The sequence below is a fragment of the Actinomycetota bacterium genome (genome assembly GCA_035765775.1).
Taxonomy (GTDB): domain Bacteria; phylum Actinomycetota; class CADDZG01; order JAHWKV01; family JAOPZY01; genus DASTWV01.
Window position 1 is genome coordinate 50,848 of sequence record DASTWV010000040.1, and the last position, 16,763, is coordinate 67,610.

Annotated in this window: 15 protein-coding genes; 5 read left to right on the plus strand and 10 right to left on the minus strand. The window is 72.3% G+C overall.

Going from position 1 to position 16,763, the window contains the following annotated elements; genetic code table 11:
- Positions 1-6: 6 nt before the first annotated feature.
- On the minus strand, positions 7-795 hold the full coding sequence (locus VFW71_08405) for a TraR/DksA C4-type zinc finger protein (GenBank protein ID HEU5002784.1): 789 nt from the start codon (positions 793-795) through the stop codon (positions 7-9).
- Between the two features lie 86 nt (positions 796-881).
- The gene (locus tag VFW71_08410) at positions 882-1,208 is read right to left on the minus strand and encodes a DUF167 domain-containing protein (protein HEU5002785.1); all 327 of its coding nucleotides are present in this window, start codon (positions 1,206-1,208) and stop codon (positions 882-884) included.
- Between the two features lie 23 nt (positions 1,209-1,231).
- On the opposite strand from VFW71_08410, the gene ileS reads away from it, so the two are divergent.
- Complete coding sequence (gene ileS / locus VFW71_08415) at positions 1,232-4,387, plus strand: isoleucine--tRNA ligase (GenBank protein HEU5002786.1); 3,156 nt, start codon at positions 1,232-1,234, stop codon at positions 4,385-4,387.
- Positions 4,388-4,502: 115 nt separating this feature from the next.
- On the opposite strand, the gene VFW71_08420 is transcribed toward ileS, so the two are convergent.
- Positions 4,503-5,153, minus strand: coding sequence for a hypothetical protein (locus tag VFW71_08420; GenBank protein HEU5002787.1), 651 nt, complete (start codon positions 5,151-5,153; stop codon positions 4,503-4,505).
- Positions 5,154-5,247: 94 nt separating this feature from the next.
- Between VFW71_08420 and VFW71_08425 the strand changes: the two genes are divergently transcribed.
- The 3 genes from VFW71_08425 to VFW71_08435 are packed head-to-tail and all read left to right on the plus strand — an operon-like array spanning position 5,248 to position 8,617.
- Complete coding sequence (locus VFW71_08425; GenBank protein HEU5002788.1) at positions 5,248-5,817, plus strand: hypothetical protein; 570 nt, start codon at positions 5,248-5,250, stop codon at positions 5,815-5,817.
- Positions 5,818-5,864: 47 nt separating this feature from the next.
- Positions 5,865-6,566, plus strand: coding sequence for a hypothetical protein (locus VFW71_08430; protein HEU5002789.1), 702 nt, complete (start codon positions 5,865-5,867; stop codon positions 6,564-6,566).
- Positions 6,566-8,617 carry a copper resistance protein CopC gene (locus VFW71_08435; GenBank protein HEU5002790.1) on the plus strand — a complete coding sequence of 684 codons (2,052 nt, stop codon included), beginning with the start codon at positions 6,566-6,568 and terminating at the stop codon, positions 8,615-8,617. Before VFW71_08430 ends, VFW71_08435 begins: the two co-directional genes overlap by 1 nt.
- 49 nt (positions 8,618-8,666) lie before the next feature.
- Here VFW71_08435 and VFW71_08440 read toward each other — a convergent pair whose 3' ends face one another.
- Genes VFW71_08440 through VFW71_08465 form a run of 6 tightly spaced genes read right to left on the minus strand, consistent with a single transcriptional unit; the run spans position 8,667 to position 13,247 of the window.
- A complete protein-coding gene (locus VFW71_08440) occupies positions 8,667-9,401 on the minus strand; it encodes a hypothetical protein (protein ID HEU5002791.1) in 735 nt (244 codons plus the stop codon).
- Entirely contained in the window at positions 9,398-10,129 is a 732-nt protein-coding gene (locus VFW71_08445) for a hypothetical protein (protein HEU5002792.1), read from the minus strand. The genes VFW71_08440 and VFW71_08445 overlap by 4 nt, the downstream gene beginning before the upstream one ends.
- Before the next feature lie 10 nt (positions 10,130-10,139).
- Positions 10,140-10,886: a hypothetical protein gene (locus VFW71_08450; protein HEU5002793.1), complete on the minus strand. Its 747-nt coding sequence runs from the start codon at positions 10,884-10,886 to the stop codon at positions 10,140-10,142.
- Entirely contained in the window at positions 10,883-12,178 is a 1,296-nt protein-coding gene (locus VFW71_08455; protein HEU5002794.1) for an ABC transporter substrate-binding protein, read from the minus strand. Before VFW71_08455 ends, VFW71_08450 begins: the two co-directional genes overlap by 4 nt.
- Positions 12,175-12,795: a CPBP family intramembrane glutamic endopeptidase gene (locus tag VFW71_08460; GenBank protein ID HEU5002795.1), complete on the minus strand. Its 621-nt coding sequence runs from the start codon at positions 12,793-12,795 to the stop codon at positions 12,175-12,177. The genes VFW71_08455 and VFW71_08460 overlap by 4 nt, the downstream gene beginning before the upstream one ends.
- A complete protein-coding gene (locus tag VFW71_08465) occupies positions 12,792-13,247 on the minus strand; it encodes a hypothetical protein (GenBank protein ID HEU5002796.1) in 456 nt (151 codons plus the stop codon). The genes VFW71_08460 and VFW71_08465 overlap by 4 nt, the downstream gene beginning before the upstream one ends.
- Positions 13,248-13,336: 89 nt before the next feature.
- Here VFW71_08465 and VFW71_08470 point away from each other — a divergent pair, with 89 nt between their 5' ends.
- A complete protein-coding gene (locus VFW71_08470) occupies positions 13,337-14,359 on the plus strand; it encodes a hypothetical protein (GenBank protein ID HEU5002797.1) in 1,023 nt (340 codons plus the stop codon).
- Between the two features lie 20 nt (positions 14,360-14,379).
- Here the strand turns inward: VFW71_08470 and VFW71_08475 are convergent, their stop codons facing one another.
- Entirely contained in the window at positions 14,380-16,611 is a 2,232-nt protein-coding gene (locus VFW71_08475; protein HEU5002798.1) for a hypothetical protein, read from the minus strand.
- Positions 16,612-16,763: the final 152 nt, after the last annotated feature.

Consider the following 16,763-nt stretch of genomic DNA (forward strand, 5'->3'; position numbering starts at 1 on the left):
GGCGGGCTACCGGCGCTCCTCGGCCTTCTTGCACTTCAGGCACAGCGTGACATGGGGCAGCGCTTTCAGCCGGGGGCCCTCGATGGGCTTGCCGCACGACTCGCAGATGCCGTACGTGCCGTCGTCGATCTTGTGGAGGGCACGGTCGATCTTCGAGCGCAGGTCGGAGACATTGTTGGCGATCGACAGATCCTTCTCCCGCTCGAAGGTGAACGACCCGGAGTCGGCGAAGTCCTCGTCGTAGCTCACCTCGCCCGAGATCTCGGACTGCGAGGAGTTGAACGTGACCTCCTCGATCTCGGTCAGCTGGCGCTGGAGTTCTTCGCGCTGCTGGACCAGGGCCCCCCGGATCCCGGCCAGCGTCTCGGCGTCGAACGCCGTGCGGGCGACGGGGACGGAGGCGGCCGCAGCCGGCTTGGGGGCCGCAGGCGTCGCCTTGGCGGTGGGCTTGGGCGAGGCTTGTGCGGCCGCGGGCTTGGGAGCCGGCTTGGCCGCAGCGGGCTTGGGGGTGGGTTTGGAAACCGGCTTGGCCGCCGCGGCCTTCGCCGTTGCCTTGGGAGCGGCCTTGGCGGCGGGCTTGGCGGGCTGATTCACGGCGGCAGGCTTCGCAGCCGCCTTGGCCGCCGGTTTGGGAGCAGGCTTCGCAGCCGCCTTGGCCGCCGGTTTCCGGGCCGGCTTTGCTGCCCCCTTGGCCGCCGGTTTCGGGGCCGGTTTGGCGGCGGCGGGCGCGGCCTTCCGGGGAGCGACCTTCGGCTCCCCGTCCGGCAGTTCGGGCTTGCTGACTTTGCTTGGCATGACCGCCCACAGGAAGCACTAAAGCGGATGAATGAAACGTTTCTGCAGCAGAAGGATGCGGGGGGAAAATTCGGCGAACCATACCACTATGGCTGCGGCCAGTCAAGACCGGAGTCAACGCTGGCGCCGAGGGCGGCGGCGGCCTCCTCCGGGCTCCGTCCGAGCACGTGCACCCGCTTGTTGCGGCTCTGCGAACCGGACAGCAGCGTGGCCGACGACCGGGGGACGCCCAGCCGCTCGGCCAGAAGCTCGAGGAGGGCGTCGTTGGCCTTGCCGCCCTCGGGCGGCGCCTTCACCTTCACCTTGACCGCGCCGGCGTGCATCCCGATGACGGCGGTCCGCACCGCGCCGGGCTGGCAGAACACGGCCACCACGACGCCGTCCGCGACTGCCTGGAAAGGGGAAGCCCGCACAGCCCCTTTATAGTGGGCGGACCATGGCTCCTCCGTTCAGCCCGGTCGCGCCCCAGGTCCGGTTCCCCGAGGTGGAGCAGCGGATCCTGGCCTACTGGGCGCGCCACGACATCGTCGCCCGCGGTCTGGCCCAGAACGAGGGGGCACCGGAGTGGGTCTTCTACGAGGGGCCGCCCACCGCCAACGGCCGCCCCGGCGTCCACCACGTCGAGGCCCGCATCTTCAAGGACATCTTCCCCCGGTTCCAGGTGATGCGGGGCCGCTACGTCCACCGCAAGGGCGGGTGGGACTGCCACGGCCTGCCGGTCGAGCTGCAGATCGAAAAGGAGCTGGGCTTCAACCGCAAGGCTCAGATCGAGGAGTACGGCATCGAGAGGTTCAATGCCGCGTGCCGGGAGTCGGTGCTGCGCTACGTGGCCGAGTGGGAGCGCCTCACCGAGCGCATCGGCTTCTGGATCAACATGGACGAGGCGTACCTCACCATGAGGCCGGAGTACGTCGAGAGCGTGTGGTGGAGCCTGAAGGCGCTGTACGACGCCGGGCTGCTCTTCCAGGACCACAAGTCGGTCCCCTACTGCCCCCGGTGCGAGACCGCGCTCTCCGACCACGAGCTGAACTACGCCGGCTCCTACCGCACCGTCACCGACCCCAGCGTCTACGTCCGCTTCCCGCTGGTGGACGGCGACGCCGACCTCCTGGTCTGGACGACGACACCCTGGACCCTGCCCTCCAACCTGGCCGCCGCGGTGAACCCGGAGGTGACCTACGCCAAGGTGGCATGGGGCCACGAGCGGCCAGTGATCCTGGCCGAGGAGCTGGTCACCCAGGTGCTGAACGAGGGCGCCCGCATCATCGAGACCTTCCCCGCCTCCGAGCTGGTCGGCAAGCACTACACGCCGCCGTTCCGCTACGTCGAGCCGGACAGTGACGCCTGGTTCGTGATCGACGAGGAGTACGTCACCACGACCGACGGCACCGGCATCGTGCACATCGCCCCGGCGTTCGGCACCGAGGACCTGGAGGCCGGGCGGCGCCACGGGCTGCCCTTCGTCAACCTGGTGGACCGCTCGGGGCACTTCGTGCCTGAGGCCGGGCCGCTGGCGGGCATGTGGGTGAAGGATGCGGACCGGGTGGTCATCGAGGATCTCTCGGCCCGGGACCTGCTCTTCAAGGAGGTCGCCTACGAGCACAACTACCCGCACTGCTGGCGGTGCGGCACGCCGCTGCTGTACTACGCCAAGAGCTCGTGGTTCGTGCGGACGACCAGGTTCCGGGAGGGCCTCCTCGCCCAGAACGAGCAGACCACCTGGCACCCCGAGGCGATCAAGCACGGCCGCTACGGCGACTGGCTGGCGAACAACATCGACTGGGCCCTCTCCCGGGACCGGTACTGGGGGACCCCCCTGCCGATCTGGGAGTGCCCCGAGAACCACCGCACCGTCGCCGGCTCCCGGGAGGACCTTTCCAAGCTCGCCGGGCGGGACCTGACCGGGCTGGACCCGCACCGGCCCTTCGTGGACGAGGTCACCTTCGCCTGCCCGGAGTGCGGCCAGGAGGCGCACCGGGTGCCCGAGGTCATCGACGCCTGGTACGACTCGGGCTCGATGCCCTTCGCCCAGTGGGGCTACCCCCGCACCGGGGTCGAGACCGTGCGCCGGCGCTTCCCCGCCGACTTCATCTGCGAGGGGCTCGACCAGACCCGGGGGTGGTTCTACTCGCTGATGGCGGTCTCCACGCTGGTCTTCGGGCGCAGCTCCTACAAGCAGGTGCTGTGCCTGGGGCTGATCGTGGATGAGGACGGCCGCAAGATGTCGAAAAGCACGGGCAATGTCCTGGACCCCTGGTCGGTGCTCGATGCGCAGGGGGCCGACGCCCTGCGCTGGTACCTGTTCACCAGCGGCTCGCCCTGGGCCAACCGGCGGCTGGGACCGGGCGTCGTCGAGGAGTTCCTGCGCCGGTACCTGCTCACGCTGTGGAACACCTACTCGTTCTTCGTCACCTACGCCAACCTCGACGGCTTCGACCCCGCCCAGGTTCAGGCGGTGCCGGTGACCGAGCGGCCGGAGCTGGACCGCTGGATGCTGGCCGAGCTGAACGACACCGTCGCCGAGGTCACCGACGCCCTGGAGTCCTACGACGCCCTGCGGGGCGGCCGGCGCCTCGACGCCCTGGTGGACGACCTCTCCAACTGGTACGTGCGCCGGAGCCGCCGGCGGTTCTGGCGCTCGGAGGGGCTGGAGGCGACGGACAAGGCCGCCGCCTACGCCACGCTCTGGGAGTGCCTGGTGACCATCGCCCAGCTGACCGCCCCGTACACCCCGTTCATCGCCGAGGAGATCTACACCAACCTCACCGGGGCCGGTGCATCGGGGGGCAGCGTGCACCTGACGTCCTGGCCGGCCGGCGACCCGGGGATGGTCGATCGGGACCTGATGGATCGCATGCGCCTGGCCCGCCAGCTGGTGGCCCTCGGCCGGGCCGCCCGGGCCAAGGCCAAGCTGCGCACCCGCCAGCCGCTCCCCCGGGCGCTGGCCGTGGTCCCGGCCGCCGAGCGGCCGGGCGTCGCCCAGATGGCCCGGCTGGTGGCCGAGGAGCTCAACGTGAAGGAGCTGGAGCTGGTGGACAGCCTCGAGGAGCTGGTCCACTACACCATCAAGCCCAACTTCCGGGCCCTCGGGCCCCGCTTCGGCAAGCGCATGCCGGCCATTGCCGCCGCCATCGCCGGGCTGTCCGCGGCGGAGCTGCGGGACATGCGCGATGAACTGGCGGTGGGCGGGCCCACCGCGCTGGTGATGGACGGGGAGACGATCACCCTCGACGCCACCGACCTCGAGGTCCGCGCCGAACGCCGGGAGGGCTACGAGGTGGAGCACGAGGGCGGCTACGCCGTGGCCCTGGACACCGACATCACCCCCGAGCTGCGGGCCGAGGGCCTGGCGCGTGAGGTCGTCCGGGCAGTCCAGGACGCCCGCAAGGAGGCGGGCCTGGAGATCTCCGACCGCATCCGGTTGTGGCTGGGAGCCGCCGGCGAGCTGGCCGGGGCCATCGAGGCGCACGAGGCGTGGATCCTCGGCGAGGTGCTCGGGGTGGAGCGGCTTGCGGCGGCCCCGGCGGGCGGGTTCTCCAAGTCGGTGGAGGTGGAAGGTGCGCCGCTCGAGGTGCGCCTGGCGAAGGCCTAGCGAGTCCCCGCAGAGAATCGGCACTCCCTTTGTGCCGTCGCCGTTTCGAGTGGGTAGGCCCCAGGTTCGGCCACCGCCAGGTCGAGCTTGCCCACGGTTGGGGCACGGCCTCCGCTCAGGCGAAGTGCACGACGCCCATCAAGGTGATGCCGGTGGCCACCGCCAGCAGGCTCCCCGCCAGGGCGCCCTGGCGCCCCTTCCAGCTCACGATCGCCAGGTAGGCCAGGCCCCCGGCCCCGAAGGCCAGCCCGGCCCCCAGCTCGGGAGGCGAGACCAGGTGCAGGGCGTACTTCACCACCAGGAACCCGGCCACCACCAGCACCCACGACGCCACCGCCCGGACCACCGCCTGGCGGTTGGTGAGGCCCTCCCGGCGCAGCACCGCGACCAGGGCGGTCGCCTCGGGGATCAGGTGGGCCACCAGCCCGGCCGAGAGCAGCACGCCGAGGGCCACGCTCACCCCGTACCCGGTGGCGGTTACCACCCCTTCCAGGAACGAGTGCAGCCACATGCCCAGCGTCGAGGCCCACGAGGCGCCTTGATGGCCCAGCGCGTCGAGGCCCTGGTGGATGGCCACGAAGAACCCCAGCCCGGCGAGCGCCCAGATGATGGTGGCCGGCACGCCGGCCCGGGTGCGGGCGTAGGGCAGCACCTCGAAGGCCGCCGCCCCGGCAAAGATGCCGGCCGACAGCGGCACCACCCACAGGCGCCACGAGGGCAGCGCCACCTCGGTACCGGCGGTCTGTTCGATCGGCAGTTCCAGCATAGATAGATCCTCGCAGATCCACGAAACCTAATCCCCGGACATAGACTTAAAAGCGGTGACACGGTTCCCGTATTCCACGCAGTCCCATCCAGGGATGCGCGCGGCCCGGAGCCTCTCGGTGGCGGTGGCGGGCCTGTTCGTCGGCCACCTGCTCGTCTACCGCCTCATCGCCCCTAACGCCATCCAGCGGGCCGTGCTGCTGGCCAGCACCGGGCACGCCTACCTGCCCCCGGCCGTCGCCGGCGGCGCGGCCTTGGCAGGCATCGGCGCCATCGCCAGCTTCCTGCTCGCCTTCCGTCGGGGCCGGGCCGCCATCCGGGGGCGCTCGCCGCTGCTCTGGGCCCTGGTCCTTCCGGCCGTCGCCCAGGCGGGGGCCTTCGTGGTCCTGGAGGTCGCCGAGCGCCTCCTGTCCGGTGTCCCCCTGGGCGGGCTGTTCCTCATCCTGCCGGTGGGCATCGCGCTGCAGCTGGCCGTGGGTGCCCTCGGGGGGCTGCTCCTCTTCGGGATCGACCTCGCCGGGGAAGGCGCCGGGCAGCTGGGAGTCCGGGGCCGGCCGGCCGCCACCCCTCCCCGCACCACTGCAGTGGTGCCCGCCCCGGAGGCGCCCGCGGTGGCCCCCCGGGTCGAGGCATTCGGCATCCGGGGGCCGCCGCGGGCGGCGTAGGTCGCCAGCTCCTCACCTCCAGATCCCTCTCCAGAAAGGAACCGTCTGTGCGACGTATGCGTCTGTGCGCGGGCGCGCTCACCCTGGGCTTCGTGGCCTCGCTCGCCGCCGCCTTCAGCGTGCTGGGCGCCGCCCCGGCGCTCGCCCACACCACCCAGAACGCCGGCCCCTACGCCATCACCTTCGGCTGGATGACCGAGCCGTGCTACGTCGGCGAGCCCAACGCCGTCCAGGTCTTCGTCCATCAGGGCAGCCCCACCGGGGCCGCGGTGTCCAGCAACGTCACCCTGACGGTGACCGTCGCGGCCGGTGGGGTCACCGGCACGGCACAACCGCTGGCCGCCGCCTTCGATCCGGACACCGGGCTGGGCGACCCGGCGGAGTACGACGCCCCGCTCATCCCCGAGGCCCCGGGGACCTACACCTTCACCGTCGCCGGTGAGGTGAACTCGACGAAGGTGAGCGTCTCGGCCTCCTCGGGCGACTCCACCTTTGACTCGGCGAACGACCCCAGCAAGATCGAGTTCCCGTCGCCGGTCCAGGGCCCGGCCACGCTGGGCAACGCCATCACCAACCTGCAGGCCGCCCTGGCGACCGAGACCGCCGCCGCCAACGCCGCCAAGGCCTCGGCGGACGCGGCCAGAAAGACTGCGAGCACGGCCCGGACCCTGGCCATCGTGGCCATCGCGGTGGCGGTGGTGCTGGGCTTCGGGAGCTTCGGCGTCGGGAGGCGGAGGAGAGGAGCCTGATGATGCGCCGCCGCATCCGTGCTGGACTGAACCTCGCCTTCGCCCTCGCCGTTGGCCTGGTGGCGGTCGTCGGGCCCGGGGCCTGGGTCGGCGCGTCGGCGCACGCCCTGCCCGTCACCACCAGCCCCGCCAACGGGGCCACGCTGCAGACCCCGCCCACCGAGATCGAGATCACGTACAGCGAAACGCCCGACCTGGCCCACTCCCTGATCCAGGTGCTGGACACCTCCGGGAAGCAGTGGGCCAGCGGCCATCCCGCCCGGGTCCCGGGCCAGCCGGCGTCCGCCGTGGCGCTCCCGATCCCCGGCACCCTGCCCAAGGGGGACTACACGGTGACCTGGAAAACGATCTCCACCGTGGACGGCCACCTGGCGACCGGGTCCTTCAGCTTCGGCGTCGGCGAGGCCCCCCCCACCAGCACCGCCGGGTCCGGGCCCTCGGTCAGATCCCCGGGCCCGTCCGAGGTCGCCGCCGTGGCCCGCTGGCTGTACCTGGCCGGGCTGATCGGCCTGCTGGGCCTGGCGTTCACCGAGCTGGTGACGCTGGGCGGGCGGTCCGCCAGCCAGCCGCCCCGCCGGCTCCAGCGGCTGTTGCTGGCGTCCTGGGCGCTGGCGCTCATCGGGGCCGTGGGCATCCTGCAGGCCTCCCGGGCTGGCGCCCAGCTGGGCCTGGCCGACACGCTGTCCAGCAGCATCGGTCACGCCTTCCTGCTGCGCGCCGCGCCCTTGGTGGTGGTCGCCATCGGGCTGGTCCTGCTCCTGCGGCCCGGCGCCGCGCGCCGCACCGGGCTGCTCGCTGTCGCCGCCGGCACGCTCGCCTCGATGCTGGCCGACGTGGTCAAGGGCCACGCCGACGCCCGGTCCACCTGGATCTGGTTCCGGGTGGGCACCCAGTGGGTGCACTTCATCGCCGCCGGGATCTGGATCGGCGGCCTGGCCGGGCTGCTCCTGTGCCTCGGTCCCCTGGGCGAGGGCAACCGGGCGGGCCCGGCGAAGCGCTTCTCGTTCTTCGCCGGGATCAGCATTGTGGCCGTCGGGATCACTGGCACCCTGCGGGCCATCGACGAGGTCGGGAGCTGGAAGGGCCTGTTCCACACCAGCTTCGGGCAGGTGATCATCGTCAAGGTGGTGCTGTTCGGGGGCCTGGCCGCCCTGGGAGCGCTGAACCGCTACCGCAACGTGGGCCGGGTGGACGCCCATCCCGGCGGCTTGCGGGCGGCGGGGCGGGTGGAGCTGATGACCATGGCGGCCGTCCTGGCCGCCACCAGCCTGCTGCAGAACCTGGCTCCCTCCACCTCGGTGCTGGCGGCGCAGCACGCAGCGCAACTCGCCGCCCAGGTCACCAGCCTGCCGCCGATCACCGCCAGCGCCTCCGATTTCGCCGAGACCTACAAGCTCGGGCTGAGCATCAGCCCGGGTGGGGCCGGCTTCGACACCTACACGGTCACCATACGGAACTTCCTGACCCAGGCCCCCGAGGACGCCCAGAAGGTGTCGATCGGCTTCACCGCCGCCAACAACCCGGCGGTGGGGCCGTCCAACCTCGACCTCACCCGCAGCAAGCTCGGCACCTATACCGGCAAGGGGGCCAACATGGGCATCCTGGGGCCGTGGAACCTGACGATCACAGTGGAGAACGGGCCGACGAAATCCGTGCAGGTGCCGGTCACGGTGGTCACCGAGTCACCCGACCAGCCGGTGAAGTCGCAGGCGTTCAAGGGGTCGCCCACCGTCTACAACATCAGCCTGCCCGACGGCAGCATCCTGCAGATCTACATCGACCCGCTCAACCTGGGGGTGGCCGAGTTCCACGCCACCTTCCTCAATGCGGCGGCAACCACCGAGACCCAGATGCAGCCGGCGATCTGGGCCACTGCCCAGAAGGTGCCGGGCGGGCCGGTGGGCCCCCTCCTCACCTACCGCGACCTGGACGGCATCGGGCACTTCGTGGCCGACGCCAGGGTGCCCAAGGGCACCTACTTGTTCAACGTGGTGGGGACGACGGTGACCGGAACGGCACTGGGCGGGTCGCTGGTGCTGCCGGTGACGTAGCCGCCGCCGTCGGCCACCCCGGCCGGACCGCGCCCGGGCTCCGGGGCCGTCACCGGGAGGCGTGCCCCCGGCGGCGGGTGAGCGCGACGGCGGCGATCGCCACCAGCACCAGGAACGCCCCGCCGATGCCCAGCACGGTCGCCGAGCCCCCGCCCGCCACCGCCGATGGCGCCGCGGCCACGACGAACACCCCGAGGCCCGTGGTACTGGCGAACAGCTGGTCGGAGCTGGCCGGGGTGGAGCTCAACCCGGTCCAGACGGCACCGTCCCGGCGGTAGACCGTCGTCGCCAGCGCGGCATAGCTCAACACCACGGTGGCGGTCACCGATGCGGGGAGGGGCTCACCCGACGGCTGGTAGGCGGCCGCGATCTGGTAGGCGTTGGAGTCGTAGGTAAGCCCGGACGGCGGGGGCCCCACCGTGGCGGGATCGAGCGGGGTCATGGTGATGCTCACCCCGGTCTGCCCGGCCGCCGCCGGTACGGAGCCCGCTTCGAGGAGCACTTGGCACTGGCCCTCGGGGGTGTTCACCGAGCCTCCGGAGATGGGCAGCGCCATCGAGGCCGCCTGCGGGAGGACGTTGTTGCCCGCCCGGGCGGGCGGCGGGTGGACCCACTGGTAGGGCGGCGGGGCGCCCGCACCGTCATCCAGGATGGGGAACCCGGGGAGCAGGTGCAGGGCGAACGTGGCCGCCGCCACCAGGAGGTAGGCGGCAGCGACGGCCAGGCCGGCGGTACCTGGGCGCCGGACGGCCCGGCACCCCGCCGCGACGGCCGGGCCCCTCACGCTGGGAGTGGCCCCCCGGACCTGGAGCGCCGCCGGAGCACCGCTGGGGCGGCCGCCGCCATCAGGGCCAGGCCGGCGGTGGCGTACGCCCACGCCGGGACCCGGCCGGGCCGGGAGGGCGGGACGCCGGTGGTCACCGCGGCGAACAGCCCGAAGCGGGTGGTCTGGGCGGCGACGGCCAGCGAGGCGGACTCCAGGATGGTGGGCACCTCCTGCCATCCCGAGGCACCGTACAGGAGCACCTGGGTGGCGTCCACCGGGTACCGGAACACGATGTCCGCTGCCTGCGCCGCCGTCGCCGTGACCCCCGAGGGCTGGTAGGCGGCATCGACCCGGTAGGCGTTGCCCTGGATCAGGACGCCGGGGGGAAGGGCCGGGGCGTCAGCCGCCCCGAGGGGCCGGATGCGGAACTCGACGCCGGTCTGGCCCGGCGAGGGGGCGAACGCCCCGTCGGGCAGCGATATCTGCACCTGGCCGTCGGCCGTCTCCAGCGTGGTGGACGCCGTGCCCGAGGGGGTCAGCGGCACCGCCAGCACCGCCGAGCTGGGAGCCTTGTTGATCCCCCGCAGCTCCGGCGGCGGGTTCACCCAGCGGTAGGCGGCGGGCGGGGCCAGGCCGTCGAACAGCGGGATGCCGGCCAGGAGACCGGCGGCGACCGACAGCACCGCGGCGGCGGGCACTGCCACGGCCAGCCCGGCGCCGACCAGCCAGGCGCGGGGCGTCCTCATGCACCCGGGGTCATCGCCGGGAGAAGCGCTTCACCAGCACGAAGCCTACCGCAGCAATGATCAGCCCGAACGGCACGATAATCTCGATGGCTGTGAGAACTCCGGACCCCGACGACGAACTCCCGCCGGTGCCGTTGCCGCCCCCACCGAGGACCGCGGTGGCGAACGTCCCCAGCGAGCTGATGCCGGCGAAGAGCTCGTTGCTGGTGGTCTGGGGCGTCGAGGGCAGCGAGTTCCACGAGCTCCCGGTCCACTGGATGACGCGGTCGGCGTTGGTGGCATAGGCCATCACGATGGTGGCGCTGAGCGAGGTGATCGCCTGGCCGGACGGTTCGTAGGCGGCGCTCACCTGGTAAGCATTGGAGTCGTAGACGAACCCGCCCGGCGGCGGGGGCCCGACGGTGCTGGGGTCGATCGGCGTCATCGTGATCTTCACCGACGTCTGGCCCGGCGCCAGCGGCACCGAGTTGGCGTCCAAGACCACCTGGCACTGCCCGTCGGGGGTGGTGACCGACCCGCCCGTGTCGCCCGGGCCGATGTCGATGCTCTGGGTGGCTCCCTGGGGGGGCTTGTTGTTCGACGCCCGGGCCGGTGGGGGCTTCACCCACTGGTAGGGCGGGGGCGGCTGCAACCCGTCGAGGACCGGGGCGCGGGGCACCCAGCGGAGCGCGAACGAGCCCAGGGCGACGAGGAGGTAGGCCCCGGCGATCGCCAGGCCCACCGCCAGCGGCTTGACCCGCCCGCCCCCGGTGCTCACGCCGCCGAGCTGACCGGCAGGAGGTGGATCGGGGCGGTGGCGTAGGCGGGCGGGTAGACGACCGCCCGGGTGTTGGGCGCCGTCCATTCCCAGATCACGCTCAGCGCCCGGACGTTCTCCCCGGCGCTCGCCGTCCCCCGGGTGCCGAACTGCAGCCCGCTGCCGTTGGGCAGCGCCCCCATCGGCAGGTTCATCGCCTGGGCCGCCGCCGCAATCCCCGCCGGCGTCATGGCCCGGGCCGCGGGCAGGACGTCGTGGAACAGCGCCCAGGCGCCGGCGAAGCCGGTCAGGGCGGCGGCGCTCATCGAGCCCCCCCAACGCTGGGCGTACTGGCTCTTCGCCCACGACAGGGCCTGGGCCGCCGCCGGCGTCAGGTTCGAGGTCTTGAGCACATCGGCGTCGGGCTTGTCGGAGGCGAACAGGCCCACCGCCTCGGAACCGAGGGCGGCGCCGAACTGCGGCAGGCAGTAGCTGGAGCTGGTGCCGATGTTGACCAGCAGCGGTACGTGCTGGGCCAGGATCTGTTGGCGGAGCGACTCGGCATCGTTCAAGTAGGACGAGACGAACAGCACGTCGGTGTGCGCCTGGGCGATCGACGCCGCCATCTGGGCGTAGTTGGCGGTATTGAGGTCGTAGGGAAGGGTGGCGCCCAGGAGGAGCCCCAGCTTGTGGATCTCGTCCAGGGCGCCCTGGCCCACCTCGGAGCCGTAGTCGTCATTCACGTAGGCGACGCTGTAGGTGAGCGGCCGGGCGGGGAGCTGGGTGCGCAGCTCGGAGTTGATGAAGTCGATCGCCGCGCTCCCCAGGACGGTGCCCGCCGGCGGGAACCGGAAGACCCGGGTGCCGAGGTACGGGGCGGCGGTCTCGGTGGACATCTCACCGAGGTCGCCCACGGCGCCGGTCTCCCAGAACACGCCGCCCTTGTCGTAGGTCTGCACCGCCGCCGGGTAGGCGATGGTGCTGCCGTAGCTCCCGACGACCACCTTGGCCCCACCCGCCATCAGGGAATCCACTGAGCCGGGGGCGGCGTCGGCCGAGTCGGTCTCCTTCAGGCGGAGGTCGATCTGCTGGCCGTGCACCCCGCCCTGCGAGTTGGCCAGCGCGGCGGCGAGCTGGACGCCGCGGTACTCCTCCACGCCCCCCGGGCCTTGGCCCCCGTTGGTGGGATAGACCGCACCGACGATGAACGGGTTGCCCCGGGTGGCCGCCCAGGCGATGGCCCCGGCCACGACCAGCAGGGCCACAACGCCCGCCACGATGAGTCTCGACCTGCCGGACAGCACGCTTGTCACGCGATCACCCCTTCTGCAATCAGGTTCGCCACCACATGGGTCAGTCCCGAGGCCGACCACCCCCCGGTGATCCACCGCTGCCAGCCGAGCAGTGCCCCGGCGGCAGCGTCGATCGGGAGCACCGCGAGACCGTAGACCGGGACGTGCACCGCCGCGAACGCCAGCGCCGATCCGCAGACTGCCACCGCCGGACCCCCCGCACCAAAACACACCGCCAGCCAGCCGAACACCAGCCGGCGGAAGAACAGCTCCTCAGCGACCGCCGCCACCACACTGGCCGTCACGGCCGCCACCCCGGCATGGGGCACCAGCACCCCGGCGGGCGGGCCGATGCCCAGCATCGAGGGCAGCCGGCCGGCGAGCAGGAGTGCCCCCACTCCCAACGCCACCGCCCCCAACCAGGTGCCCGCCGAGGGCCGGGAGGAGCCTGGCCGGGCGGCAGCGGCGGAAACTTCCCGCGGGCCCGACGGGAGCGGCGCGATCAGCCCCACGGCCCCCACCCCGACGGTCACGAGGACCGCCCATCTCGACGGCTGCCGGGTGGCGAGGGCGGCGAGCCCGAGGCCGATGGCCAGCGGCGTCGCCACCCGTGCCGGGTCGGCGGCGCGCAGCCTCACTGATCCGTGAAGTCGACGGTCTTCAGGTCCCTCGGGCTGAACGACTGGTGGTTGTTGGCCACGAACTCGGCCGTCAGGAGGTGATGGCCGGTGTGGGTCACCTGCATGTCATAGGTGAGCCCGCTGGTCATCGACACGATCTCGCCGTCGAGGCTGAGGTGGATGTGGCCGTGCGTGGGATCGACCCCGGACACGGTCCCGGGCGGGACCAGGGTGGCCCCCACCAGGGTCAGCACCACGTGGACAGTCGTGCCGGTGACCGTGCTGCCGGAGAGGGGCTGCACGATGGTGATCTGGGCCGGGGAGGCCGGGTTCGGGGAGCCCTCGGGCGATGGGCTGCCGGAGGACCCGCCGCCCGTGTTGGCCTTCGAGCTGCACCCGGCCGCGAGGGCCGCCACGAGCGCGCCGGCCGCCAGGAGGACCGCCAGCTTGCCTGGTCCCCGTCCCCGCATCTGCCCCACGAATGTTGGACGGCGGCGGGGAGGTGGCATCATGGCGGTCAGTGTATACCCGGCACTTGGCGACCTGGTCTGCCGTCGGAATGCTCGCCCTGGCCTTCCTGTTAGCGGGTGCGGCGCCCGCCTCGGCCCACACCACAGGGCCACAGCTCATCTCCAGCTTTGACCGGTTCTCGCCCCAGATTTCGGGTGTTTCCTACAGCATCCTCTCCACCGGCAGCGCCCCGTACATCACTGTGCAGGTGAACGGCCAGCACACGTTCGACATCTTCGGATTGCAGGGCGAGCCGTTCATCCGCATCACCGCAGCCGGCGTGCAGCTCAACCGGAACTCGCCCAGCGATTACCTGGTCACCAACCCGTCCAAGACGGTGACGCTGCCGGCGACCGTCAACCCGGTGACATCCTGGGAGCACGTCGCCGATCAACCGGCCTTCCACTACTACGAAACCCGGGCGGAATGGCCCCACATCGGCCAGCCCCAGGAGGCCAAAGCGCTCGGCCGCACAGCCACCGTCTACCGGTTCACCATCCCGGCGTCCTACGACGGCACTCCCGTGGCGATCGTCGGGCATGTGACCTGGGTCCCGGCCCCCATCAACCTCGAGGTGCCCCTGCTCTTCGTCCCGATCGGCGTGGTGATCCTGCTGTGGATCGAACCGAAGGCCAAGCCGTACGTCAGCCGGATCGCGGTGGGCACGGCGGTGGTCGCCCTCCTGGGCGTGGCGGTGGATGCCGGCCGGAGCGTCCTGACCTTCTCCTCCCAGACCGGCGGCCTCCGGGCCGCTCCCCTGGCAATCCTTCCCGGGCTGGTGCTGATTGCGGCAGTGGCGGTGCCCCGGCTAAGCCGGGGGCATCGGGGAGCGTATGCGACCGTGCTCCTCTTCGGCCTCTATATGGTCACCTTCGGCCTCGTGCGGCTGGGCCTGCTCACCACGTCGCCCTCGGGGGCGATCCTGTGGCTCCACCGGGCGGAGCTGGGGCTGGGCGCGCTCACCACCGCCGGCGGTGGGATGCTGCTGTTCCTCACCTCACCGGTGCGGGCCCATGCCACCCGCAGAAGGCGGCAGCCGGTGTCCCCGCCGAGGCCAGCGCGGGACACCTAGCCAGCCGGGCTGGACTTCTTCTAGAAGGAGCTTCTCGGCCTGCGCTTCGCCCCGCCGGGGGTCTCGGGGCCCGGGGCGGGAAGGCTGGGCGCGGCCTCGGGGGTCGCTTTCGCTTCGGGTTTCGGTGCCGCCTGCGCGGTTGGCTTGGCTACCGGCCTGGCAACTGGCTTGGCTACCGGCTTGGCCGGGACTTTGGCAGCCTGCTTGGCAGGGGCCAGCTTGGGAGAGGCTGCCTTTGGTGCCGGCTTGGATGCCAGGCTGGGAGCCGGCTTGGCGGCCGGCTTTAGCGAAGGCTTCACCGGGGCGGGGGGGGCCACTTTGGCGACGGGTTTGGGGGCGGCTTTGGCTTCAGGCTTGGTCACCGGCTTCGAGACGGGTGTCGCGGCTGGCTTGGCAGCGGGTTTTGCTGAGAGTTTCTCCAAGAGTTTCGCAGAGGGTTTTCCCGAAAGTTTCGTCGATGGTTTTGCCTCTACTTTCGGCGCGACCTTCGGTGTCCCTTGCGAAGTCGGCCTCGGCGCCAGCACTGGTACCGGCTTGGGTGTGGCCTGGGTCGCTGGGGACTTGGGTGCCGCCTTGGGTGTCGCCTTGACAGCTGAAGGCTTGGCCGCGAACGGCTTCGGGGTGGGCTTCGCCGTCGCCTCCGTGGGTGCCGGCGCGGGTGCGGGCTTGGGAGTCGCCCTGGCCGCCGCGGGCTTGGCCGCGGGCTTGGCCGCGGGCTTGGCGGCCGCGACAGGCTTGGCGGGCAGCACGGGTGCGGGCTTGGGGGTTGCCTTGGCGGCGGCCGGCTTCGGTGCGACCGGCTCCGTCTCCGGGGCCTTGGGTGCGACAGGTGGTGCCGCGGGGGCCGCTGCTTCAGGCGCGGGGCCCGGGCGCGTCCTGCGGCCACCCCCGAAGCTGCTCGCCGGGCGGTGCTCGCCGGGTGCCGGCGCGGCGGGCGCCGCCGCCGGGCGGCGGGCCGCAACCGGCGCCGCCGGGGGGGTGGGGGGCGTCCAGGGGGCGATGGCCGGCTCGTCGTTCTCCGCGGCCTCGGCGGTGGGCCGGGCCGCCGACGCGGCCGGCTCCGCACTCCGGGCGTAGCGGCGCATGGGCCGGTGGGGTTCTGGGCCGGGAGCGGGGGCGGGTGGCTCCGCCATCTCAGGCTCGGGTTCCGCCTCGCCTTCGGGCGGGATCTCGGGCGCGATCTGGGGGGCCGACCGGAGTTCGTAGTCGGGGGCCGCCGGGCCCGACCGCATCCGGCGGCGACGGGCGGACCACGGGAGCGCCTCATCCCCGGCGTCCGCGGTCCGGGCAGCGGGCCCCGACGCGGCGGGCCCCGACGCGGCAACCGCCTCGGAGCCCGGGAACCCCACCCGGGAACGGCTCGGCGCCCGCTCGGGAACCGGGACCGGGGGTGAGGCCAACTCGGCGGCCCGCTGCTCGCGGCGGCGCATGACCCGGTCCAGCCACTCATCCTGCTCCCGGTGCGGGGCACCGGAAGCGACGCCCGTCTCGGCCGGCCCCGATGCTGGTGTGCGCTCGGGGGCAGGCGTCGGGGTGCGGGGGGCTGCGGGGCGGCGCTGCGACTCGATGGGCTGCGCCAGCAGCGCCTCCACCTCAGCCTGGGCGCGGGCGAGCAGCTCCTCGGGCGTGTCCGTCCGGGGACCCGACTCGAAGGACAGGCCCGGACCATCGGCCGCCCCCTCGAGGCTGGTCTCGGCGCTGCGGTCGTCATCGGTCGGCGGCTCCCAGCGGGGCGGGCCGGGCTGGGCGTAGTCGTCCTCCTCCATGCCGGTCTCCATGCCGGTTTCCATCGAGGTGTGCAGCGGCGGGACGACCTCAAGGGCCGGCGACGCCTCCTCGGGGGGCGCCTCTGGCGTCGGCTGGCCGCCGCCGGCCCGGCGCACAAACCGGGCGAAGCGCGACTGGATGGGGTCCGGGGAGGCGCCGGCCTGCACCGGCATCGACATGGTGGGCGAGTCTGCCGGGGTGTAGGCGGGCACCGCCGGGCCGGCGAACGAGCCGGTCGCCTCAGGCCGGGATGCCTCCTCCGGCGGGGCAGTCCAGCGGGGCGACACCGGGGCCTCGGCCCCGTCCGCGGTGGCGAGGTCGTTGCGTCCCCGCACCCGATCGAGGACCGAGGAGGCAATCAGCAACAGGAATGCCACGATGGCGGTCACGATCGCCAGGTAGGTCGCCGGATTGGACTGCTGGAGCCATCCGTACAGCAGCGCGACGCCTGCTACACCAACGAACCCGAGAGAAGCCTTGTACATCGTAGGTCACCCCTTCATGATGATTTGTGTTGCCAGACGGGGACATCGCCGTCATGATAATTATCCCACCAGGTCGCCGCCGTCCCGGCGAGGAACCTGGCGAAGGGAGAGCCGGGACGCTCGATCGGCGCTCCGCCCACAGCTCCGCTATC